We start from the raw sequence: 24,547 nt of genomic DNA on the forward strand, positions 1-24,547 counted from the left end.
ATGGTAATGTCGGCTGAGTTGCCCAGCGAGCGTACAAGCGGACCGGCGCCACGTATGTTGGAGTTAACGATAACCACAGGCTCGTTGGTGCGGATTTCTACCGCAGATACCTCTGAGTCGCGGGATTCCCAGTTACCGGTGTAGGTACCTCCCTTGGTGATAACAAGTGGGCCTGAGTAGGTTTGAGCAAATGATTTTGAAATAGGGAACAGTACACACAATACTGAAGTGAGCAGGAGGGCAAACAAAGCCCGGCTAGCTCTCTTATTGGAATAAGAGGTTAGTTTGTTCATCTTCTTTGGCTAAAAAGTTGAAATTTAATTTTACTGGTGGTGCGGGTTCTGTCTTGTTCTCCAGGGGTGTTGGCGCATCCCCGGGGCTACTAATACCCGGCACTTTAATTAACTAGATTTTACTTTACTTTTGTTTGTGTGGCTAATTGCTTCATATGTAAGATGTTGCAAATATAGGGCGGTCGTTTTTACAAATACTAATTTAGAATGATAAATTTCTTGCTAAAATTATAGAAGGTTGCAATAGTTATAATCTTTTTAGCTTTAAAAAGGCCTTTAAAAGCTCTATGGCTAAGGTTTCGAGGTTACGAAGTTATGTTAAAAAAAGTTACCCGTATAAGTAAAGTACAATAAATTTAAGTGATAAGCTTTTTTTGTGGCTGTATGTTGCTAAAGTATCTAATATATACCTTACTGACTTGCAGAGTTAGCTTTTTACATGATGAATACAGCTATCTATATAGCTTCATATTAACCTATATAGATATCTAGAAGTATAAATTTTAATTTTTAGTTTAGGCACAACTTTACCAGAATCAACATGATTTCATAATGAGCTTAAGCCTGAAATTGAAATTGCAACTTTAACCTGCTTTACTGGCCTAAAATCGAGTCCATAAACTCTTGTTGTATACATGTAAGTAAAGTAGCTGTAGAAATTAGAATTTTATATAGATGATAGACAGTAGTTATTAGTTATTATCAGGATACATCTCTATAGAGAATATGCCAGCCAACTTTTTATACCCCATTTAAGCAATCTTTTCTCCTTAAGTATACTCCAAAAGTATTAATTTTGATATATACCCATAATATTTTGTATTAATCACATACTTTAAGTTGTTTACTGCGTATCTGAGGTCAATAGCTAAAGTCTGCTATTATACTATATTAAAGTATATCAATAACTTACTTTAAGTTGGATTTATGGTAACAGTTCTATTAAGGGTAATGCTTATTGTTGCCGCTATATTACTATTCAGTTCTGTTTCTCAGGGGCAACAAAATCCTTTACAATGTAAAGCGACTATCAGTACGGATAGTCCGCTTACAGTATGTTCCGGCCAAACCGTAAGACTTACTGTTGACCAGAAAGGATTTGCTTATACCTGGTATAAAGATGGTAGTGTAATCAATGCTCAGAAAGGAGAGTTCTATACAGTAACAGAATCTGGCAGTTACACGGTAAGCATTGATAATAATCCGGTCTGCAAATCAGAAAATACCTTGTCTGCGCCTGTTAAGGTGACTATAGCAGATTATCCCGTAGCTAATTTTGACATACCCTCTGGAGAGCAATGTGCCGGCTCTGCGCTGAAATTTACGAATACTTCTGCTGGTAGTAATCTGACTTATATTTGGGACTTTGGAGATCCCGACTCAGGGGCGCAGAACAGAAGCACAGAAGTATCGCCTACACATGTTTATAAAGGTTTTACAGGAGCAGTAAAAAAATTTAAAGTTAAGCTTACAGCAAAAAACAGCTCTGGCTGCGAGCGTACCATTGAAAAAGAAATTACAGTAAAAGAAGGCCCGGATGCTACATTGGCAGATATTGATGCTGGGACGAATGACACACCTTTTATTCGGTGCTCTTCAAATCCTACGGATATAAATTATACTGTAAACGTTGAAAACAGATCCACAACCAAAGATATAAACCAAAGTTATAGGATTGATTGGGGAGATGGCTCTGCTGTAGAGGATTTTGGAAAGGACTTTACCTCGGCCAAACATACTTTTACAAAAAGAGGGGCATTTAAAATTGTATTTACAGTTACAGGTAGCACAGGCTGTACCTCATCTACTACATACGAGGCCTACAATGGAAGTAATCCGAGTTTATCGGTAGGCAGCCCCGGTAATACAGTTGGCTGTGCTCCAGTAACTTATACTTTCCCAATTAGTGGCGTAAAAGATAATTCACCAGCAACAAAGTATACATTCCAGTTCAATGATGGCACACCTGCTTATACTTTCACCCAGGAAAATATACCCTCTAACATTACCCATACTTTTAGAAATGGCTCCTGCGGTATGCCCGGCAATTCGTTCACGCTTACAGCTACTGCCGAAAACCCATGTGGAGTAACGCCAATCGTAGTAGGGTCCATTAAAATTGCAGCTCCGCCTCAAGCTGGTTTTGATTCTCCGGTTTTAGCTGTTTGCACAGGCGAAGTTGTAAGATTTAGCAATACAACGGTTAATGGCAGTTATTTTAACAATTCAGGTTCTTGCGTTTCAACTTCTAACTTTAACTGGAGCATATTCCCGGCAACCGGCTGGGCATTTGCATCTGGCTCTACAAGTGCATCAGCTAACCCGGATTTTATATTTAATAAGCCAGGAACATACGAAATTGTGCTAACCTCCAGCAATGGATGCTCGGAGGCTACAGTTAAAAAAACAATAAAAGTAATTACACCACCTACAGCTGCTTTTTCAACTAGCCCAGAGGAGGGGTGTAAGAATTTAAGAGTTATTACCACCAATACCTCTACCGGAGATGAGCTTGGGTACCAGTGGTCTATAAGTCCGGATAAAGGATTTAAGATAGTGAGCGGTTCTCTGTCCAGCGCAAATCCGGTTTTCGACTTTACTGAAGTTGGCGATTATATTATAACTCTTAAAGCCCACAATGAATGCGATAGCAGTACTATCTCAAAAAAAATTACTGTAAGAGATAAGCCACTAGTAACCCTGCCAGATAATAAAGGTTACTGTTATCCCTTAACAGTTCAATTTGATTCTTCCAACCCAGACCATATTCCTACATTTCTCGAAAACAATGGCACAATTTCGGCTTATACCTGGAGCGTTTCTGGCGATGCTACTTTTGTAAACGGTACTTCAGCAAATTCTAAGTATCCGTCCATCAACTTTCCGAGGGAAGGAAAATATACTGTTACGCTGGTGGCTGCAAACGAGTGTGGTAATTCAGAGCAGGTTACCCAGGTGATAACCATTGCGGCACCTGCCGCAAACAATATTTCTGATAATCAAGAAGTATGTGCAGGAACTACACCAGCTAAGTTAACTGGCTCTGTGCCATTGGGGGGAGCGGCTGTTACTTATAGCTGGGAGCAAAGTACAACAGATGCTACCTCAGGATTTCAGCTTATTGCAGGAGCCACAGCTAGTGATTACTCGCCGCTTCCACTCACCCAGACAACCTGGTTCAGAAGAAAACTTAACGCAGGGGGCTGCGAAGCAATTTCTGATGCCGTTAAAATAACTGTGATACCAACTCCGGCGCCTCCTGTTGTGGCAGCTAAAACGGTATGTGCAGGTTCCATTGTAAAACTTAATATTGAAAATCCTACTGGTACTTATGAGTGGTTCGGAGAAGAAAACAGTACTACTCCTTTTCATATTGGGCCAAGCTTTGAGACTCCTGTACTGCATGTTAGTGTTACCTATTTTGTACATGCAAAAGGAACCGAAGGCTGCTCTAGTATAAAAGTGCCTGTTACTGTAACTGTAGATGCCACCATACAGGATAATACCATTAGTAGTAACCAGGCAATTTGCACAGGAGAGTTAGCCCAGGACCTGATAGGTTCTGCCCCAACTGGCGGCACAGGTGTTTATACTTACCTCTGGGAGCAAAGTACGGATAACAAAAATTTTACAGCTGCAAGTGGCGTAAACACATCAAAGGACTACGAGCCTGGAATAATGATGCAGGAAACCTGGTACAGGCGCCGGGTTATATCAGGCAGTTGCGAAAGTATCTCAGCGCCCGTCCAGATTGCGGTTAATGGGCTTATCACAAATAACAGTATTAGTGCCCCACAGACCATATGCACCGGCACAAAGCCATTAGCCTTAAGCGGCACATTACCTGCCGGAGGCGATGGCAGCTACGCTTACCGTTGGGAATTTAGTACAGATGGGCCAACCGGTATCTTTTCTCCTGCACCAGGCAATAATGAGGAAGCTGGTTATGAGCCGGTCATCTTAACAAAAACAACCTGGTTCAGGCGTGTGGTACTTTCCAATATATGTTCAAATCCTTCGGGTGCTGTAGAAATTACAGTTAACGAAAACATTGGCAATAACATACTTACAGGAGACCAAACGGTTTGCCTTGGCGGGAGCGCAACTTTACAAGCAAGCCTGCCCACCGGTGGGAATGGTGCATACACTTACCTTTGGGAGGTAAGCACACTCAGCGATCAGGAGGGGTTTGTACCTGCTCCAGGCAAAAACGATGAGCAGGAGTATATTACAGCCGCCCTTAGCCAGACCTCGTGGTTCAGAAGGCGGGTGTCTTCAGCACCTTGTGCTGTGCAATATAGTATTGCAATAAAAGTAACTGTAAACAAGGCAATCAGCCAGAATCTTATAAACGGCGATCAAAGTATATGCGCTGGTTCTGCACCACAGCCGCTTGGTGGCACTACTCCAACAGGCGGTAGCGGTATTTATACTTATCTTTGGGAAAGCAGCACTACTGGACCCGACACAGGTTTTAGTCCGGCGTCCGGAGTAAACAATGGCGATACATTTCAGCCCGGGCCATTATCGCAATCTACCTGGTTCAGGCGATCTGTGCTTTCAGACCCCTGCACACCATTGGCTAGTAATGCTGTAAAAGTTACTGTGCTGCCTGTAATAGCAAATAATATATTAACGGGTTCTCAGATAATCTGCATAGGCTCTACACCTGTTTCTATAGCGGGTTCACTACCTACAGGCGGCAATAGCATGTATACCTACCTCTGGGAAAGCAGCCTGGATGGAGAAAATTTTGCTGCAGCCCCTGCTGAAAATAACCAGTTGCATTACCAACCGGAGGCATTAACCCAAACTACATGGTTTAGAAGGGTTGTACAATCCGGTGACTGCTCACATTACAGCGAGCCTATACTTGTAACAGTTAATGAGGAGATTACAGCAAATAACATCTCTCAAAATCAACTGATATGCGTGGGAGCTACACCTGCAGAGTTGTTTGGTCCTGACCCGGTTGGAGGAGATGGCAATTATACTTATTTATGGGAGAGCAGCACTACCGGGCCAGATACAGATTTTAGTCCCGCTGCAGGTGATAACACAAGTATAAACTATAAACCAGGTGCAATTACCCAGACTACGTGGTTTAGACGTGTGGTATCAGCTGGTCCTTGTGCTCCTAACTATAGTCCATCCATTCAGATAACAGTTACTCCTCCAATAGCCAGCAACTCTATTTCTATGCCTCAGGCTATTTGCGAAGGTACGCAACCTGCAAGTTTAGTTGGATCTGTACCAACGGGGGGAAATGGAACCTATACATATGTGTGGGAGAGTAGTACAACCAGCCCAAATGGTGGGTTTACGCCAGCGCCAGGAGTAAATAATCAACAAGACTACACACCTGGCCAGGTGCCGGGTACGAGTTGGTTCAGGAGGGTTATCTTCTCTGAAGGCTGTACCAGCGTCTCTGTGGCTGTGCAAATAACAGTAGTTCCGCCTGTTGCCAACAATATTGTAAGTTCAGATCAATTGGTTTGTGTGGGTACAATGCCAGCTACTTTGCAGGGTACCACTCCTACAGGTGGCGACAGTAATTATACTTACCGCTGGGAGGCAAGTACAGATAATATAAATTTCTCTGCGGCACCAGGCATATCAAATGGCGCAAATTATACTTCGGGGCCACTTAGTGGTAATACTTGGTTCAGGCGGGTAGTTATGGCCGGGCCATGCGCCGAATCAGTAAGCGCTTCTGTTAAAATAACTGTAAACACTCCTGTAGCTAATAATAGTATAGGCTCACCCCAACTTATCTGCGCTGGCACTAAGCCAGGGGTTCTGCATGGGTCGGTGCCAACTGGTGGAAGCGGAGATTACACCTATCTATGGGAATTTAGCACAACCAGCGCCACAACTGGCTTCGCACCGGCAGCAGGCACAAACAATACACCTGCCTACGAGCCTGATGTACTTCACCGAAATACATGGTTCCGTAGGAAAGTGATATCGTTACCATGCGAGGAAAGTATAAGTTATGCTGTATTGATAACAGTACAACCTCAGCCGGCTGCCCCTCAGGCCAAAGGTATAAATGTTTGCCCTGGCACCACAGCTACGCTTGTGGCTTCTGCTTTAGCCGCTACTGATAAAATAGAATGGTTTGACCAGGAAGTAGGAGGAGTACCGTTACAAGTAGGAACTACCTATACTTCAGAACCGATCATATCTGACACAGACTTTTATGTACAAACTGTAAACCAGTATGGCTGTGCGAGCAAAAGAACAAAAATAACAGTTAAAGTTATCAAACCTGAAGCAGACGCCGGGCCAGATATTACAATTACCCGGGGGCAAGTAGCACAGCTAAGAGCCAGGGGAGGCGATAAATACATGTGGTCACCCGCCGATGGCCTCTCTGATCCTAACATCGCAAATCCTGTAACCACCCCACTCGAAACAACTACTTATACTGTAACCATCACCACTTCGGATGGATGTATCATTACAGATGATGTTGTAGTGACTGTGCTGCCAGCCATTAAAATCACGAACGCCCTTACCTTGAACGGCGATGGGCTTAATGAGTCATGGTTTATAGAGAATATAGAGTTTTACCCGGATTGCCAAATAGAAATTTTTACTCGTTGGGGAGCCAAGATCTTTGAATCAACAGGTTATAAAGAGCCTTGGGACGGAACCTTTCAGGGAAAACAGCTACCAATGGCAGCTTACTACTATATTATCAAATTAAACAAAACTGAAAATCCTATTTCAGGGAGCATCACAATAATCAAATAGCGTGTATGAAAGTACTTTTAACTACTGCTATACTTTGCTTGGTGCTGCATTGTACGGCTCTCGGGCAACAGCAGCCGCAATTAAGCCAGTATATGCAAAACAACTTTCTGATAAATCCAGCTGTGGCAGGCATAGAAAGCTACGCAGATGTTCGTGCAGCGTACCGCAGCCAATGGATAGGTATAGAAGGGGCACCAGTTACTTTTTATGCCAGTATACATGCTGCTCTGAACAAGCGGGAGAAAAGCGCCACCTCAATGAGGTATGGGGCAAAATCAAAAAAGAGGACAGGTAGCCATTACCGCGTTACGCCTCATCATGGAGTAGGGGCTATAGCAAAAGTTGACAAGGCAGGCGTACTTCGAACATCATCTCTAAACCTGAATTATGCCTACCATTTGCCTTTAACACAATCCATTAATCTGGCAAGTGGAGTTTATAGCGGCTTCACACAGTTTCACATCAGCAAAAAAGACATCGTAATGCAAACACCAGATGACCCTTTTTTAAATGAAGATGAGCTTAACATCATGAAACTTGATTTAGGTGTGGGACTGTGGATGTATAGCCCAACCTTTTTTTTTGGGATTTCGGGGGCACAGTTAGTGCATAGTGGGAGCGATGTTTATAAGCCTGAGGAAGGGCCACGGGCTATTATGCAGCGACACTATTATATTACTGGAGGGTATAGGTTATCTATTACAGATAGAATTGATGCGACACCATCTGTGATGCTGAAAGTTACTGATAATAAACAAACAGCTATCGATCTTAATTTGAAAGCACTTTATGCGCAACGGGTATGGGGCGGTGTATCTTACAGGCACAAAGATGCAGCCGCTGTAATAGCAGGTGTATACTTAAACCACCTGATAGACTTGAGTTATTCGTATGATTTCGTTTCTTCAGATATGAGTAAGGCAAGAGCCAACAGCCATGAGATAGTTGTCGGCTTCAAACTTAATAACCCAACCAAGGTCTTATGCCCTCAGTGGGTTTGGTAAGCGGAATGTAAAATGATAGCACTACTTAGATCATAGCTTAAATATAACATTAGGAAGTGTAATAAGCAGGAATCGCAGTAGCTGTCATTTATTCATTTCCATGTAGCTCAGTTATACTTGGATTAAAAACAAACCACAATGAACCTCATTTATCTAAATCAGCCGATATTGCTGTTTATTGAAGATCGATGCCCAGCCAACTGTTTTTATTGTGAAAGCAAGTGTTAAGAGCATACGGAGTAGGTTTAAATAAAACGTACCCATTTTTAGTGTTAAGTAAAGCCAATACAAAAAGACATAAAAAAAGCGTCGGTAATCTACCGACGCTTTTTTGTTTATCATGAAATGTCCTATGTTACTCTTTTATTACTTTGATCGTGTCAGTATTACCCTGTGCATCAGTATACTTCAGGAAGTATAAGCCGCTTTGTAAAGTGATGGCAGATAAATTGATCTCAAGCTTGCTGTTTGTAAGTTGAAGATTTCCTTTTTCTTCATATACAACTTTACCGGCCTGGTTTACCAATACTACTTGCTGTAGTTTAGTTTCTTTGTTTCCGAAATCCAGCGTAATCATGTCTTTAAATGGATTCGGATATGCTGTTGTGCCTTCAAATGACAGCGTTACATCTGCAGCTTCTGAAACAGACATTGCTGAAATACCTGACAGCTCAGATGAAAGCGGAGACAAATGCTTTCCTGCTACTGGTGCCTCTTTAGCGCCACTAGGCAGCTGCCAGCTAACCGACAGGTTATCGCCACCGGCACCCTCTACATGCAGTACCTCAATGTAGTACATTTTACCAGCCTCTAGCGTTACTTTCACAGATTGCTGCGTTGCATACTTTGTATACTCGCGCGGATTAGTCCAGCCGTTTACATAAGCAAGCTTCACTTTCTTTGCAGGATCCGTAGAAGTGCTTAACCATAGTTCTGCATTGTTATCACCAGCGATCCAGAACGTGTACTGTCCATTTTCAGGGGCTGTAATGTAACCGCGTATGCGCTGGCCATAGTTATCACCCATGTTACTTGTAGTCTCCAGGCTAGTTAGCTCGGTTACATTTGTAGGTGTTTTTGTTAAAGGAAGTTGGCTGATGCTTTCTGTGTTTACATTAGCCCAGAATTCACGCATTATCTTGCCAGTTGCTACAACAGGAGCTGGAGTAGGGGTAGGCTGAGCGGGAGTAGGCTGTGCCACAGGTGCCGATGTTCCTAGCTGCGATAGCCTGTTTCCTGCGATCGGTCGCTCCTGCGCTCCGCTCGGCAGCTGCCATCCCACGGCCAGGTTGTCGCCGCCGTTCTCCTCCTTCATCAGGGCCTCGATGTAGTAGCGCTTGCCTGCCTGCAGGGTCACCTTCACCGACTGCTGCGAGCTGTACTTGGCCCACTCGCGCGGGTTGGTCCAGCCGTTCACGTAGGCAAGCTTGGCCTTTGCGGCAGGGTCCTCGGATGTGCTCAGCCACAGCTCTGCGCTGTTGTCGCCGGCCACCCAGAAGGTGTACTGGCCGCTCTCGGGCGCTGTCACGTAGCCGCGGATGCGCTGGCCGTAGTTGTCGCCCACGTTGCTCGGTGCCTCAAACGAGGTGAGGTCGGTGGTGCTGGTCGGAGCCTTGGACACGGGGATGTCGGAGATGCCCGCGCCGGCCGCGTTTGCCCAGTACTCTCTCGTGATCTTGCCTGTAGCCGGTGCTACTGGAGCAGTTGGTGCTGGAGTAGGAGTAGGAGTAGGAGTAGGAGTAGGCTGAGCGGGAGTGGGCTGTGCCACAGGTGCCGATGTTCCTAGCTGCGATAGCCTGTTTCCTGCGATCGGTCGCTCCTGCGCTCCGCTCGGCAGCTGCCATCCCACGGCCAGGTTGTCGCCGCCGTTCTCCTCCTTCATCAGGGCCTCGATGTAGTAGCGCTTGCCTGCCTGCAGGGTCACCTTCACCGACTGCTGCGAGCTGTACTTTGCCCACTCGCGCGGGTTCGTCCAGCCGTTCACGTAGGCGAGCTTGGCCTTTGCGGCAGGGTCCTCGGATGTGCTCAGCCACAGCTCTGCGCTGTTGTCGCCGGCCACCCAGAAGGTGTACTGGCCGCTCTCGGGCGCCGTCACATAGCCGCGGATGCGCTGGCCGTAGTTGTCGCCCACGTTGCTCGGTGCCTCAAACGAGGTGAGGTCGGTGGTGCTGGTCGGAGCCTTGGACACGGGGATGTCGGAGATGCCCGCGCCGGCCGCGTTCGCCCAGTACTCTCTCGTGATCTTGCCTGCTGCCGGTGCTACTGGAGCAACTGGTGCGGGTGCTGGCTCAGGTTTTGGAGCAGGAGCAGGAGCAGGTTGAGTTGCGGCTGGTGCCGACCCATTAGGACCCAATTTTATTCCGTTCTGTGCCAGTTTCTGGTTCCAGCGACTAAATTCGTCAGCTTCTGTCTGTAATGTAATTGAGCCAGTAAGGAAAGTATTGTTTGTGAATGCAGCATTCTCAGCCACCGAAACATCGTTTCTGTTGTTCGTGTAACCCCAGGCAGTAATTCCTATTGTATTGTTATCTACTGAGTTGTTGAAAGTGGTGTTCTTCTTGTAGTAGTCCTTGCTCCACATGCCAGAAGTATAAAAAGCTACCTTTGACCCGTTTTTGAAAGTGGCCGAGTTAATGGCCCTGTTGTGGTGGTAGCGCACATTGTTACCGCCGGCGATGCCCATAGAGTAGTTGCCCAGGTTCACCAGGTGGTTGTCGTTTGCCTCAATGTAGGCCGGTGCAATAGAGATGTCGCCGTCGCCGTCGGTAATGATACCGCCACCTGAGTAGCTGGAGCCTGTATGCGGGATCGGGTAAGCCCCCTCGATGTAGTTGTTGTGGATCTTAATAGGAGAGCTTGGCGTTCCTTTTGTGTTGTAGATGTTGATGTTGTCCTCCACAGCCGAGTTACCGGCATCGTTGATCACCTGGTTCCAAGCAACCTCTACATGAGGTGCTGCATTTCTATAGTTGAACTGCACGAACTGAGCGAAGGTCTGTCCACCGTGCACGCGGCCATCGATGTTCTTGGCCTTGTTGTAACGGATTTTGATCGTATTATTAGTTGATCCGTTGCCCTCGTAACGCTGTCCGATGTAAATACCGGCTGTGTTCTCCATGTAGCAGTTTTCTACCACGATATTGCGGAACACGTCCACACCCAGAAAGCGGCGGGCTTTCTTGTAATCTTTCCAGGGGGTAGGCGTCAGGCCGTAACCGTTGGTGTGGCGAATGGTAATGTCGGCTGAGTTGCCCAGCGAGCGTACAAGCGGACCGGCGCCACGTATGTTGGAGTTAACGATAACCACCGGCTCGTTGGTGCGGATTTCTACCGCAGATACCTCTGAGTCGCGGGATTCCCAGTTACCGGTGTAGGTACCTCCCTTGGTGATAACAAGTGGGCCTGAGTAGGTTTGAGCAAATGATTTTGAAATGGGGGTAAGTACACACAATACAAAGGTAAGCACTAGGGCAAGTAAAACCCTGCCAGCTCCCTTACCTTGATAAGAGGTTGATGTATTCATCTTCTTTGGCTAAAAAGTTGAAATTTAACTTTACTGATAATTTGAGTTTTGTATTGAATCCCGATTCTGTTGGCGCATCCTCAGGGATATTTAAAACTCGTTTACTTCTGTTCTCTTTTTGCTTGTGTGGCTAATTGATTCATATATAAGTTGTTGCAAATATATGGCATAAAAATTTACATTTGCTACACATACTTGGAAATTTTCTTAAAAAAATGATAGGTGTCAGATAAAGTTATAATTTATTATTATTGCAAATAGTTGATATACAGCTTGTAAAGGCATTGAATTGGCAGCAGGCAAAGCAGAAAAAGGTTGCGTTGCTAAATAAAGTTATAAATGGGAGATGGTAAAAAATGGGGGTGAAACGTCCTTTTTATCTAGTTAAAAATCTAGTCTTTATATATAGATATTTGCAAAATGTTTACGATATTAAAAACAAGATAGAAGTATCCTGTTATATGAATATGCTAATATAATAAGACTAATTGATTTGCTGTACAGCTAGAACATGTTCATCTATTCCACAGAAACATTAAGGTGTCTTTTAGCGGGTGCAGGTCCCAAGGATATATCATGTGCTTCCAGCTTTTTAAGCCAGAGCTGATACTCTTTTTCTTCCATGGATAAAGTGATGTCACTTTCTAGGATGGTGTTTGCAAAAGTGGAAGCGGCTAAAAAGGTACTGTCCATAATTTCGTTTCGCCAGGTACCTGTTTGCCCCACTACGCCAAGTATGTTGCTGTGCATCTTATTGTTAAACGTAGAGTGAAGCTTGTAGTAATCTTTCGCCCATATGCCGCCACTCCAGCAGCTAAAAAAGCTCCCATCAGGTAATCTAGCCGATACTATAGCCCTGTTCTTATACATCTCGATGTTATTGCCACCTGCTATGCCCAGGCAGTAATTACCTAAGCCCACCAACTGGTTATCGTATACTTTAACATAGGCAGTAGCCATCGTGGAGTCAGTTCCCGGCGAGTCTGTAAGGATACCCCCGCCAGTATAGGTTTTTGAGGTTGCTGGAACAGGATAGGCTCCTTTGATGAAGTTATTATGAATTTGAATGGGTGAGGCCTTTGTGCCGCGCGAGTTATAGATGTTGATGTTATCTTCCACGGCAGAGTTGTCGGGTTCATTGATAATTTCGTTCCAGGCTACTTCAATATGCGGTGCCTCGCCACGATAATTGAATTGCACAAACTGCACAATGGCCATCCCGTTATAGATGCGCCCGTCAATGTTTTTTACTTTGTTGTAGCGGATTTTAACTGTGTTTTGCGGCGTACCATCTCCTTCGTAGCGCTGGCCGAGGTAAATACCCGCTGTGTTTTCCATGTAGCAGTTTTCAACTATAATATTCCGAAAAGCATCTATTGCTAAAAACCGACGCGGCTTTTTATAGTCGGAGTAGGGGGTGGGGGTGATGCCATACCCGTAGGTGTTACGCACAGTAATGTTGGCAGAATATCCGAGTGAGCGAATCAAAGGCCCTGCACCACGGATAATTGAATTTTCGATAGTTACAGGCTCTTTCGTTCTAATGTCGATAGCCGGAACGTCTGAATCTTTAGATTCCCAGTTACCGGAATACGTGCCGCCTTTTGTAATAATTAAAGGGCCATTAAAACCTTGCTCTGCTGTGTGCGGTGACACTTGCATGGCTTTAAACAAGGATATGCCAGCTAAGATAAACAGCGCCAGAAGTATAAAAAACAGTAGCCGCTGCCTGATACGGTTCCTGGTATCAGTAGCGGCTAAGTATGAAATTGTAGGTTCTGCTGCTAAAGTATAAATCATTTTAAGATATACCCGAAAATGCGCCTGGCATAACCGTTAGCCAGGTAGTATGGGATATACGGACTTGGGCAGTTTTTTAAGGTGAAGCGTGTAAAGTCACGTAGGTTTCCGCCGCCTTTAATATCAAACAGGTGGTTGTAAAAGTTTTTAATCGACTTGGACTGTCTATTTTTGCGTTCGCCACTTTCCTCGGGGTAAGTATAAATTTTGGCATCGTAGTTACAGTACAGTTCAAAGCCATTGCGTAGCGCAGTATGAGTGAAATCATAATCTGCAACGTAGTGCGGAAATTTGTCCTGGTCCAGCAAACCGATTTTCTCAAAAACTGCTCTGGGTATAAGTAGTCCTCGGCCCGGTAGTTGCGATACCTGGTGTAAACCTACTTGCTGCTCTTTTGGGAGCTCCTGTAGCAGATGACGTACTTTATTTAATTTAAAATCGATTATCTCACCACCAAAGGCAGGCTCACGGGTGGCTGCATCCATTTCCAGCGCACCAATAATGGCGTTAGGCTTTTCGGCCATCCATTTGTAAGTATTGGCTATAAAGTCAGGGGCAGCCTCTAGGTCGTTGTTAAGCGTCATGACATACTCAGCACCATGTTGCAACGCGTGCCGGATTCCCATGTTCACGCTGGCAGTCCAGAATAAACCTCCGTCCCCAAAAAGTACATCTACCTCCGGAAACTCTTCAGCCAGCATGTCTGCTGTGCCGTCGGTAGAGCCATCATCCACTACAATAACTTTAAAGGATGTGTTTGTTTGTTTGCGCAAGGACAGGAGGCACTCTTTTGTGAAATGCTTTCTGTTGAAAACGGGTATAACGATATAAATCATTTTGTTTCAGGGCTAATGTGTAACAGACAGTTCTTTTGTATCGGCTAAAGTATACTTGTTATAGAACTCGTTGATATGTTTTGTTTTTACAGGCCAGGTTTGAGATTTAGAGAAGGCATAACCATTCTTTCCCATCTGTACCCGTAGTTCTGAGTTGTGGTACAGCTGCTCAACTGCTTTTGCGAGTTGTTCAACTGTTTTCTCGGGTGTAGTTACGGAAATTTTGATGCCAGCGTTATCCGGAACTAGGTTTTTTCCGCCGTGCAGGTCCAGGGTAAGTATAGGCAACCCATAGGCCATCGACTCAAGAAACTGGGCAGCAGAAGAGTCGCGCAGGCTGCAGAACATAAACAAGTCGCTTTCGGTGTAAGCGCGTTTTACTTCATCCCACGGTACCTGGCCTTTCCAGTTAACTTTATCCTGGAGGTTATACTCTTTAATTAGCCCAGGCACCATGTCGTGCATTTGCCCATCACCTAAAATAGTAAGCTTAAACCGCACATTTGGGTTTACTTTGCTCAATGCTTCCAAAACCAATGGCAGGCCCTTACGTGCAAACAGCCGTCCTACCCACAGTATCTGCAGCTCTTCGGAAGGTGACCTTTCTGGGTAACGCTCCGGGTAAAAACTCTCTGGCAAGCTGGTGTCGAGGAACATCTGGGGGTTAAGTGCCCCATTGTCTCTGGCCATATTATAGGTGTCTTCGTTGGTGGTAAGCACAAGCGAGGCATGGCGCATTGTTTTGCGTACGTCTGGGTTCACCTGCAGCAGTAGCTTGCTAATCCAGGATCGTAGGACTTCTGTTTTCCACCAGCCGTAAAAGTATTTCTTAAACGCTGTTGGCGCTTCCTGGCCACCGCCAGCCGGCCCAAAAATAAGAGGCTTGTTCAGGCGCCAGAGAGCTGTGCCTAATTGCAGACTACCGATAGTTACGTGGTGCACCAGATCAAAATTTATCTCTTTGTCCAGTTGCTTTACCTTTTTATAAGCCTGCTGCTGCCAATACAGGTAATGAGGGTAAAACCCAAGGTGGTATTCAAAAAGCTTGTCAATCCATTTTGGCAACTCCACAAACACAATGTGCAGGTTAGGCATGTTAAGCTTTTCTACTTCCTTCTCAATGCTGGCTTTGCCTTCTACTGTTGTAAGGCACCATACTTCATGGCCTAGTTTAGCGGTGTTAAGGGCCCAGTTCCAGCCATTGCCCAGTTCTGTTCCACGGTTCGGTTCGCAGGCGTATGCTGATAAAAGTAATTTCATGGCAGGAGTGATGTTTACAGGCTAAAATTGAACAAGGCCTTCAACTTAGCACTTACCTTGTTTTTCATCAGGTAGTTAAAGTTTCGTTTATCAGACTCGATATCGCGAAGCACGAAACGGGGATGGCGCAAAGGGAAAGCTATTTCATGCTCTTGCACAAAGGCGCTTTTATCGTGTAGGTTAAAAGTATGGGTTGCATCTTCGCCGAAGCCGATGTTGCGCACCAGGTTTACTTCCGGTATAATGCAGAGACCAGAGTTGCTGTATACTGTAAACTCCCATTGGTAATCCCATACGTCTCCTTTTTGTATGTTAGCGTAGGTTTTATCCAGTTGCCCCAGCCGGTACGTTTCTTCCAGTTTATTAAGGAAAATGCCATTCAGGTAGCCTTTCTGCTTTAGCTCCTTGTAAGTAGGTATATGGAAGTCGAATAACTGCCAGGCACGGCGCCAGGTGGCCCATCCCCAGGCATTTACCTTATCAGAGAAGTAGTAGGAGTAGTCGCTGTCGCGTTTCCAGCCATTTAAGTAGTTGTTGCCGCTTACGTGCATTACGCGCGTATCGTGTTTATACTTTTCCAGCACCTCCTGGCAAAACCAGAAAAAGCTTTTGGATGGCACACAGTCATCTTCAAGTATAATACCTGTTTCTTCGTTTTCGAACAGCCAGGAAATCGAGGTGGAGGGAGCCACACCGCAACCCAGGTTTTTCTCCTGGAAAAGCGTTTTAACCTCGCAGTCCCAGTCTACCTGCTCTACTATGCGGCGTGTTTCCGCGCAGCGATCCGCGTCGGTTGGTACGTGTGGGCGAGGGCCATCGGCGGCAACATAAAGCTTTTTAGGCTTAACCTGCCTGATGCGGTCAAAAACTTGTTGTGTGGTATTGGCTCTGTTAAATATGATAAGCAACACCGGCGTGTGCAAAGGTTCGTTTGGAGTAGAAGTACTCATACTAGTATAAGGGTTTTATTATATGTTAGTACTGCTATTTTCAGGAAGTGGTTATCAACTCAGGCACATTATTTACCTGATGATGCAGTTTACGGATGCGTTCTTTTCTGCGTTTGGCAAAATCAACAAGGTAACTTACATTTTCTTCGGCCGGAGAATCAAGATAAGCTATGGTTAAACCAAGTATAGCGTAAAAGAAGTATGGCAGAATATAAGAGATGCCAAATACAAAGCCGCTGGTGATAAAAGAAAGCAACACAATCTGTTCCTGGGTCAGGTGCTTCAGTTTAAACCCTCTGTGTATGGCATAGAATTTAACCAGCCAGAAAAGAAGCATCCCAACTGTGCCGATGTAAAACAGCACATCCATGTAAAAACTATGAAAAAAGTGCCCGTTTCCGTCTTCAAAAACAGGCGCGTTAATATCATCACGGTAAAATTGTATCGGTAGCTCAAAGCCTTCAAAACGCATGCCCCATATAGGGTTTTCCACTACAAATGGCCAGTAAGACATAAACTGCTGGTAGCGCCAGCCACCTGTGCCCTGCGAGTCCATGTTCTCGATATCGGAGAAGTTTTCCTGGAATTTCTCGACAATCTCAGGATTCATGGAGAATACAAAAGCACTACTGATAATACCAAGTATAAATACGGTAACACCCAGCGGTATCAGCTTTTTAAAGTTTACTTCGGTAGCAGATTTGAATTTTACCAGCAGCACGTATACAATCAGGATGCCAGCCGTTGTGATCCAGACGGTACGGTGCTGGAAGAATACGATCAGGAAAAGCACCAGAAAAGCCATGGCCATGTTAAACAGGCCTCCTTTAAACAGGTACTTGCTCATGAAGTACAGGAACGGGATCACGATCATGTAAACGGATGTAGCGTAAACCCCGCGATCGTGGCTGGTGAAGGCGGCTATACTTAAGGATTCCCTGTTGACGATGGCGACGTTAAGTGAGAAGCCGATAAGTATAAACCAGATAACATGCTCCAGGTTAAGGTACTCGTTCTTTCGGTAATAGGTATAGATAAAGAAAGTATAGAAGAAGAGAAACACCTTCAGGAACACGTGTGGGTAAATCAAAGGAGTGTTATACTTCAGGAAACTCTCGAACACCATGCCCACCACAAACAAGAGCGTAAGTATAAACGCAAAGCGCATGTACGACGACATATACCGGATGTTGTAGACGCAATAGCCCATCGAAATAACAGCGGTGAGCTTTACCATCATGGCAAGTATAATGCCTTGCGTTACCTCATTCTTCGGAGACAGCAGCTCCAGGAACATGGCATCCATGAGCATGATGAGCACCAGCGGCGCTGTAAAAAATACGCTGTAATTAAACTTCATGTACAGAAACGATCGTGTCTTTAGATAGCTTCACACCAATAGGTTTTGTTGCTTTATCCGCTGTAGTTGGCTGCACCACGGAAGATTCCTGCGCGAGCACCTGTTGCATGTAGCTTATTAGCTTATCCACAACCACCTCTTCAGAGAAGTTGGCTTTCGCAAAAGCGCTTGCCTTGTTTTTTATCCTGGTTGCCAGAGTATCATCGGCTAGTAATTTTTCGGTGGCTGCAGCAATAGAGGATGGATGGTTTACATCACAAAGCAAGCCGGCTTCACCGTGGTGGAGCAGGTGCGGCACAAAACCACTCTTTTTGCCACCCACTACAGGAGTTCCGGCTACCATGGCCTCCAAAACAGCCATCCCAAAAGACTCTTCAACAGAGGCATGTACTAAAACTTTAGCCTGCGCAACGTGGCGCAGCAACTCATCAAAAGGCAATGGCCCTAAAAATTGTACTCCCTCGGTTAAATTGTGCTTTTCAGCGTACTGCTGGGCTTCACCGCCAGGTTCCATGCCCACGCCAATCAGGCGGTACTGCAGGTCCGGGAATTTTTTTCTAAGTATGGCAAATGCCGCCAGCGAAGCTGGAACTCCTTTGCGTTTTGTAAAGCCCATGCTGATAGAGGCAATGTAATTTTGCTTTTCCAGCCCACGTGGTATACTTTCCTCAAAAGAGGTGTCGTAAAAGTTATAGGCTATCTGGGCTTTGCGCTTTACTCCGCGCGAAAGTTGTTCGTAAGTATAATCTGAGTTAGCCACCACATACTTTGCCTTCGACAGCACTTTGTAGTTCATGTACCAACGGGCCAGCCTGAAGGCATCAAACTGAGTAAAAAGTATGCGTGAGGCCACATCGTGTATGCTTACAATAGTCGGAATGCCACTATCCAAGCCAGCCCAGGAGTATTCGTAGCTCCAGAAAGCATAAATAATATCAGAAGGGTAGGCCTTCATATGTGCTAAAAGCTCCTGGCGCTCAAAGTCGAACAGTCGTCTGCCGGCCTGTCCCTTGGTTCTACCAATACACACAGTCAGGTTTTTGTCCTGCAGCACCAGCGGTTCTGCGATGTCGTTGGAGTTGGTGTAGGCAACAACAGTATAGCCACGCTTTAGCAAGGCATTTATCAAGTGCGATGTAAGTGGGAACGCATTTGTTTCGGGCAGGTCTTTTTTATCTAGATCCCAGTTAAGCAAAGCCAGGTTTACAGGCCCGGATATGCCAATGGTAATGTTCTTATTCATGCTTCTCATGCTCCTTCCGGCTCTTTGATCAAACTATTTCTGTATTTGGAGATGATTCTTCCAGTATAACTGGAGGAGTTGCCCTGCAGGCCCATTTTATTTAGTACCAGACTAATTTCGGACTTGAGCACTTTGTGCGGGAATAGCAATGTAAGCAGCAGGTAAATTACTCCGCAGGCAGCTATCTGGCAGGCCAGTATAACTACAACGGGCAACTGCATCTCTCTTAAAAATAAGCTAAGCAGGTGCACCGCCACGGCAATTGCAAAACCGTTCAGCACACCTGGTATATAACAACGCAACTGCTTACCGAAAGATACACTCAGAATGCGTTTCATGGCGAATTGAAACAAGATCGTGCGGATGATCTCGCCAAACAGTACCGCCGCGGCAAAACCTACCAGGCCATACCCGCGCAAAAGCATAAACAAGCCTATCAGCACCACAATGTAAACCACCGTAATCACGATTTTGAGGTTAAGTTCGGCCTTTGCATCGCACACAATACCTGAAAACATGGTGATAAAGCCAATGGGAATGGCAAGGCTGAGCACCTGCAATACCGGAACTGACTCGCCCCATTGCTCGCCAAGCAGAATGCGCACCAGCTCTGGGGCTGATACTAGTATGCCCATGCACACGGGGATAAGCACAGCTGCCAGTAAGGTTATACTTGATAAGTATACATGGGCAAGTTTCTTCACGTCGTTCTGCAGTTTGCTGAAAGACGGAAACAATACTTTAGACAAGGTGCGGGTAATGTTGTAGATGGGCAGGTTAACCAGCATGTGCGCCCTTGTGTAAATACCCAGCTTATGCATGCCCAAGAATTTACCTACCAGTATGATGTGCAGCTGCGAGTAAACGTACTCGAGTATACCTAAAAACGACATTCTGCTGCCGTAACTGAAAAGTGGCTTGTAAGCAGACCACGCAAAGATCGGGATGACAGAGTGCCGCACCATAAAGTATGAGGCCGCGCACGAAAGCGCCATCTGTGTGATGGTGGCATATACAAGCGCCCAGAAGCCAAAGTCGAGGTAAGCCAGGATAACGCCAACCACCAGGTAAGAAATTACATAGGAGATGGTTTCAAGGATGCCTATGGCCTTAAACCGCATTTCGCGCTGCAGTATACTTATAGCTGTAGATGCCAGACCATTGATTACAAACATAACCGACAATACCCGAACTACAGGAGTAACAGCCTCATTCTCGAAAAACAAGGCAGCTGTAGGGGCAAGTAACCACATGGCACCAGAGCACAGTAAGCCTAGCACTACTGATGTGGTAAACGCCGCTCTTATGTTTGCATTGGTAAGGTGTTCTTTCTGGATGATAGCCTGGTTAAGGCCCATGGTGGCAAAATAATTACCGAACCCAAGTATAACTGTTGCCAAACTTACCAGGCCAAAGGCCTCTGGTGCAAGCAACCTGGCCATTACCGAAGTATAGCCAATCTGCATAACAGCATTGGCTATGGTGGAGGCAGAAGTCCATTTTAATCCACTAAACGCTTTAGAAGCTAATCCTTTACTCATTCCTGCTACTCGTTGCTTTTTGGTAAAAGCGCCCAACAACAGGAGTGTAGTGGGCGCTTTTAAATATTATGAGCCTTAATGGTTTATACTATACATAATAATAGCTTGCCTTGCGCTTGTAGCCATACTCGTAGGTGCTGTCAAAGTTCAGGTCGTTTATCACAATGTGTATATTCTTGATTTTTTTGGCAGCGTACAGGTCATTTACCTGGCTTAGCAGGTCTTTGTTCGTGTACTTATGCTTCACTACATAGATATTGGTATCCATGTGCTTCATAAGTATAAAGTACTCTGATACATAGCCGATTGGCGGTGTGTCGATCACTACATAATCATACTTTTCGCGCAGGTCCGCTACAAGCTGCTGCATGCGCGGCATCTCCAGCAAATGAAGCGCGTTGTCCGGAATAGGGCCACAAGGAATAATATCCAAATACTCATTGTCCGTTTTCTGGATCACATCGTGCATGCTCATGTCCTGGTTCAGGTAGGTAGATAGTCCTACTTCGTCGCTTACATTAAAGTACTTGCTGAAGGTAGGCTTGCGCATGTCAGACTCGATAAGCACGGTACGCTTACCAGAGGCGGCAAACTCGCTGCTCAGGTTCACAGAGCAAAAAGTTTTACCCTCGCCAGAGATAGAAGATGTGACGCCAACCACTTTAAAGTTTGTGTCAGCCATCAGGTACTGCAGGTTTATCCTGATAGACCTGAACGACTCTGCAATTGCTGACTTAGGGTTGTTTTTAACGGCAAGTTTATCAGACTTGGTGCCATGCGCGATCACACCCAGGAACGGAATGTTTGTTATAGCGCTAAGGTCGTTTTTACCCTGTATCGTATTGTCTACGTTATCAAGGAGAACAATAAAAGCCGCAGGTATTAGTAAGCCAACTACTAAAGCAAGCATGTAAATAATACGTGGCTGCGCGTTTACAGGGCCATTACCCCAGAACGAGGCACGGTCCACAATTTTTTTGTCTGTGGTGTTGGTTGCAAGCGAGATAGCTGCCTCAGCACGCTTCTCTTGCAGGAATTCATACTTCTTATCGATGAAGTCTGCCTGTCCTTTAAGGTCTGCCAAACGTCGTTCGTTCTCTGGCTGCTTAGCTAAGGTACTCTCCAGCACCGCAATTCTTTTCTCAGTCTGATTGATGGCAATATCAGCAGATGAGATCAGGTTTTTAAGGTTAGCAACAATGGCACTTCGGATGCTGGCGATTTTACCATCAATTTCTTTCAGCATCGGGTTAATTTGCGTGGCGCTGGCTTTATAACCTGCCTTCTGCTTGTTTAAGTCCGATAACTCCAGGAACAGGTTAGCCAAAATGGGGTTCTGCACACCAGCCACGGCCGGAGATACTGCTTCTGTAAAGCCTTGGTTATTTTCTATCTCATCGAGTATGGCACTGTAGTATTGCCTGTCTGTAAAAAGCTTGGCTTTATCAATTTCCAGTTGCGATAAACGCTCATACGTGCTGTTAGCCTGATTCTCTATGTTAGATATCCTATTAGAAGAGCGAAAAGTAGACAATGCCTGCTTACTTTGCTTTAATGAGTCTGTTAATGAAGCTATCTGGTTATCAATAAACTCCAGGGTTTTGCGGCCGTTCTGGTTTTTCTCTTCCAGGTCGCGGGCCACGTATACTTCCATCAACGTGTTCAGGAAAAGCATCTCTTTGTCAGGTATAGTGCCTTTGGTGCTAAGCCTTAGTACACGCGAGTCTCTTTCGATTGGCTCGATGTGAAGCGAGTTAAGGCGCTGCCCTACCTGGCTCTCAAGGCTGTTAAGTACAAAGTAGTACTTTTTTGCTGGTGCCTCAGCAGATGCTTCTGTATTTCGAGTTAAGGTAAAACGAATGTTTTCATCAGCGTAAGGTTCTCCAAACTTGAGCACTTTTGTAAAGCTGATGTATGGCACATAGCCAAGTACCTTATGGCGGTTAAAGTTGTAGCGTGGCACATTCTCACCTTCAACGCTAAGCTCATACTCTTTATCATTCAGTACCTTCACCTCAAATGGCACATCAACCAATTGCGTTCCTGCTGTATCCAACTGTACAGTATAAGGCACATCCTCAAACTGCTCATGCTTTATCAGGTCAAAACCGCTGTTAAGCCAATGGTCCGGCACTTTATAATATGACGTAGAGAAATCCAGTCGCTGCAGCGCAGACTTGATCATGTCTGCAGATTGCAGTAAACCAATTTCATCTTCTACTTTTATACCTTTGTCCTGCACGTGCAGCAGCTCCAGCAGCTCCTGTGCTTTTTTAGAGCCGGTTTGTTGGTCGCCTAAAAGTAAAGTAGAATGGAATGCATATATCTTCTCAGAGCTTTTTACATAAACAAAAGCCGCAGCAAGCGCCAAAAAAGTAAAACCTAAAAACAGGTACCATCTCGATCTGAACTTGAATAGCCAACTCCTCAGGTCTATTTCATGTTCTTTATTCGGTTTTTTCATTTTGTATTCACGAAATTTAATATTAATCCTGCCGTCGAGAGTACTCCAAGTATGGCACTCACTACAACCAAGTTATCTCTCTTGATCTGTGTTTTACGAGGCTCAATGTAGAGCACATCGTTCGGCTTAAGGTAGTAGTACTGAGATTGTACGAGGTTTGGGTCTTTGAGGTCTAGTAAAACTACCTCAGTACCGCCGGGTTTCTGCCTGATCAGTTTTATGTTCTCGCGGCTTGCCCCTTGCGTAAGGTCACCGGCCATACTTAGTGCTTCCAGCAGGTTGGCCTGTTCGTTATACACATAGTAGTAGCCAGGGTTACGAACATCTCCCAACACACTCACTTTAAAGCTTAATAATTTAACGACTACGGTGGCATCGTTCACGTACTTGTCCAGGTTTTGCTGTATCAGCGCCTGCGACTTTGCTACAGTTAGCCCACCCACCTTTACCTGGCCAATAGTAGGCAACTGTACATTGCCGTCTTTATCTATAGAGTAGCCACTCAGGAACAAGCTGCTGGGGTTAGCCATACCAAAAGCGTTGTTGGGGTCTGTTATGTTAAACAGGTTAGAAAGCTCAGGCTGTACACTTAGTACTTTAATAGAAAGTACATCGTTTGGCTGTAATTCGTATTCTTTGTAAGGAGTAGTGAAGTTGGTGGGGGTATTTGTTCTTAGGTTCTCGTTTTGCATGTAAACCAACTCTTTCTTAGATATGCAGGATGTTGCAACGAGGATAAGAAGGAGATAGCAAAGAATCTTTCTCATGTCTGACTGTTAAGGGTGTATGTTAGCTATAAAAAGCCAGCTAAACGGACACAACTCTGATTTGTGATATCCGTCCAGGTATTAAATTGTTTCAGCCATATATACTTATGATGGCTAAAAAAGATGCTGAAATGAGAAAATATTCTGTATTATTAATATAGATGGTTGCTTTACAGCGAAATAAAGCAACATGGGGGTTGATAGAGGAAAGGCTTGTGTAGAAGGGCAGAGACTTTAAAATGCTCTTATGTTATAGGCCTTTATTGGAATAGTTATAATATGGGTAAAAAAAGAACCGTTTCAAGTTAAGTTGTTACACTTGCCTTGAAACGGTTCACCTTTGGCTTAATATCTTAGGGTAGATTATTCAATCCATTTGGTTCTCTTGTTTTTGGATACTGCAGGTTTACGTTGCGTTCTGGCAACTGCACCCGGATGACGTACCAATTGTTGGGCAAAACCATCCATGTGCTCCAAGATACCTCCTTTTAACTTCCATCCCATCGGTATAAAACCTGCTACTTCTGTTGCCAATATTTCTAAGTTAGGGGCAACGATAATATTGTATTCCATAATGATTACCTTTTAACTATACATCCAATGTATAAATTATTTCAATACGAAACCAGCGCTGCTACGAAAAAATTCAGACAAGGGTTACATTCATCTTTAAATTTATCATCTGATAAAAATAGTTATACAAAATGCAGGCTTTAAGCATCTATTTAATGTTTAAATGCTAATTTA

The 24,547-nt window shown here is 44.9% G+C and carries 13 protein-coding genes and 1 pseudogene; 2 read left to right on the plus strand and 12 right to left on the minus strand.

Going from position 1 to position 24,547, the window contains the following annotated elements:
• Positions 1-293 (minus strand): annotated as a pseudogene (locus tag Q1A23_RS19175) (hypothetical protein); the annotation flags it as partial.
• Positions 294-1,220: 927 nt separating this feature from the next.
• Here Q1A23_RS19175 and Q1A23_RS19180 point away from each other — a divergent pair.
• On the plus strand, positions 1,221-7,052 hold the full coding sequence (locus Q1A23_RS19180) for a PKD domain-containing protein (protein ID WP_299826449.1): 5,832 nt from the start codon (positions 1,221-1,223) through the stop codon (positions 7,050-7,052).
• 5 nt (positions 7,053-7,057) lie between these two features.
• Positions 7,058-8,056 (plus strand): type IX secretion system membrane protein PorP/SprF, encoded by a 999-nt coding sequence (locus Q1A23_RS19185; RefSeq protein WP_299826451.1) that lies wholly within the window; start codon positions 7,058-7,060, stop codon positions 8,054-8,056.
• Positions 8,057-8,411: 355 nt separating this feature from the next.
• On the opposite strand, the gene Q1A23_RS19190 is transcribed toward Q1A23_RS19185, so the two are convergent.
• The 11 genes from Q1A23_RS19190 to Q1A23_RS19240 all read right to left on the minus strand — a co-directional run bounded on the left by Q1A23_RS19190 (position 8,412) and on the right by Q1A23_RS19240 (position 24,373).
• Positions 8,412-11,579 carry a PA14 domain-containing protein gene (locus Q1A23_RS19190; RefSeq protein WP_299826453.1) on the minus strand — a complete coding sequence of 1,056 codons (3,168 nt, stop codon included), beginning with the start codon at positions 11,577-11,579 and terminating at the stop codon, positions 8,412-8,414.
• 519 nt (positions 11,580-12,098) lie between these two features.
• Positions 12,099-13,379, minus strand: a complete 1,281-nt coding sequence (locus Q1A23_RS19195; RefSeq protein WP_299826455.1) for a glycosyl hydrolase — start codon at positions 13,377-13,379, stop codon at positions 12,099-12,101.
• A complete protein-coding gene (locus tag Q1A23_RS19200; RefSeq protein ID WP_299826457.1) occupies positions 13,376-14,215 on the minus strand; it encodes a glycosyltransferase family 2 protein in 840 nt (279 codons plus the stop codon). Before Q1A23_RS19200 ends, Q1A23_RS19195 begins: the two co-directional genes overlap by 4 nt.
• A gap of 12 nt (positions 14,216-14,227) precedes the next feature.
• The gene (locus tag Q1A23_RS19205) at positions 14,228-15,475 is read right to left on the minus strand and encodes a glycosyltransferase (RefSeq protein WP_299826459.1); all 1,248 of its coding nucleotides are present in this window, start codon (positions 15,473-15,475) and stop codon (positions 14,228-14,230) included.
• A 14-nt stretch (positions 15,476-15,489) separates the two neighbouring features.
• Positions 15,490-16,425, minus strand: coding sequence for a nucleotide-diphospho-sugar transferase (locus Q1A23_RS19210; RefSeq protein WP_299826461.1), 936 nt, complete (start codon positions 16,423-16,425; stop codon positions 15,490-15,492).
• A 40-nt stretch (positions 16,426-16,465) separates the two neighbouring features.
• On the minus strand, positions 16,466-17,785 hold the full coding sequence (locus Q1A23_RS19215) for an O-antigen ligase family protein (RefSeq protein ID WP_299826463.1): 1,320 nt from the start codon (positions 17,783-17,785) through the stop codon (positions 16,466-16,468).
• Positions 17,775-19,028, minus strand: coding sequence for a glycosyltransferase family 4 protein (locus Q1A23_RS19220; RefSeq protein WP_299826465.1), 1,254 nt, complete (start codon positions 19,026-19,028; stop codon positions 17,775-17,777). Before Q1A23_RS19220 ends, Q1A23_RS19215 begins: the two co-directional genes overlap by 11 nt.
• Before the next feature lie 5 nt (positions 19,029-19,033).
• Complete coding sequence (locus Q1A23_RS19225) at positions 19,034-20,569, minus strand: lipopolysaccharide biosynthesis protein (protein ID WP_299826467.1); 1,536 nt, start codon at positions 20,567-20,569, stop codon at positions 19,034-19,036.
• An 88-nt stretch (positions 20,570-20,657) separates the two neighbouring features.
• Positions 20,658-23,033, minus strand: a complete 2,376-nt coding sequence (locus Q1A23_RS19230; protein ID WP_299826469.1) for a polysaccharide biosynthesis tyrosine autokinase — start codon at positions 23,031-23,033, stop codon at positions 20,658-20,660.
• Positions 23,030-23,800 carry a polysaccharide biosynthesis/export family protein gene (locus Q1A23_RS19235; RefSeq protein ID WP_299826471.1) on the minus strand — a complete coding sequence of 257 codons (771 nt, stop codon included), beginning with the start codon at positions 23,798-23,800 and terminating at the stop codon, positions 23,030-23,032. The genes Q1A23_RS19230 and Q1A23_RS19235 overlap by 4 nt, the downstream gene beginning before the upstream one ends.
• Positions 23,801-24,163: 363 nt before the next feature.
• A complete protein-coding gene (locus Q1A23_RS19240; RefSeq protein WP_299826473.1) occupies positions 24,164-24,373 on the minus strand; it encodes a hypothetical protein in 210 nt (69 codons plus the stop codon).
• Positions 24,374-24,547 lie beyond the last annotated feature (174 nt).

Origin of the sequence: uncultured Pontibacter sp. (assembly GCF_947492645.1) — a bacterium.
In the GTDB taxonomy this organism is placed as follows: domain Bacteria; phylum Bacteroidota; class Bacteroidia; order Cytophagales; family Hymenobacteraceae; genus Pontibacter.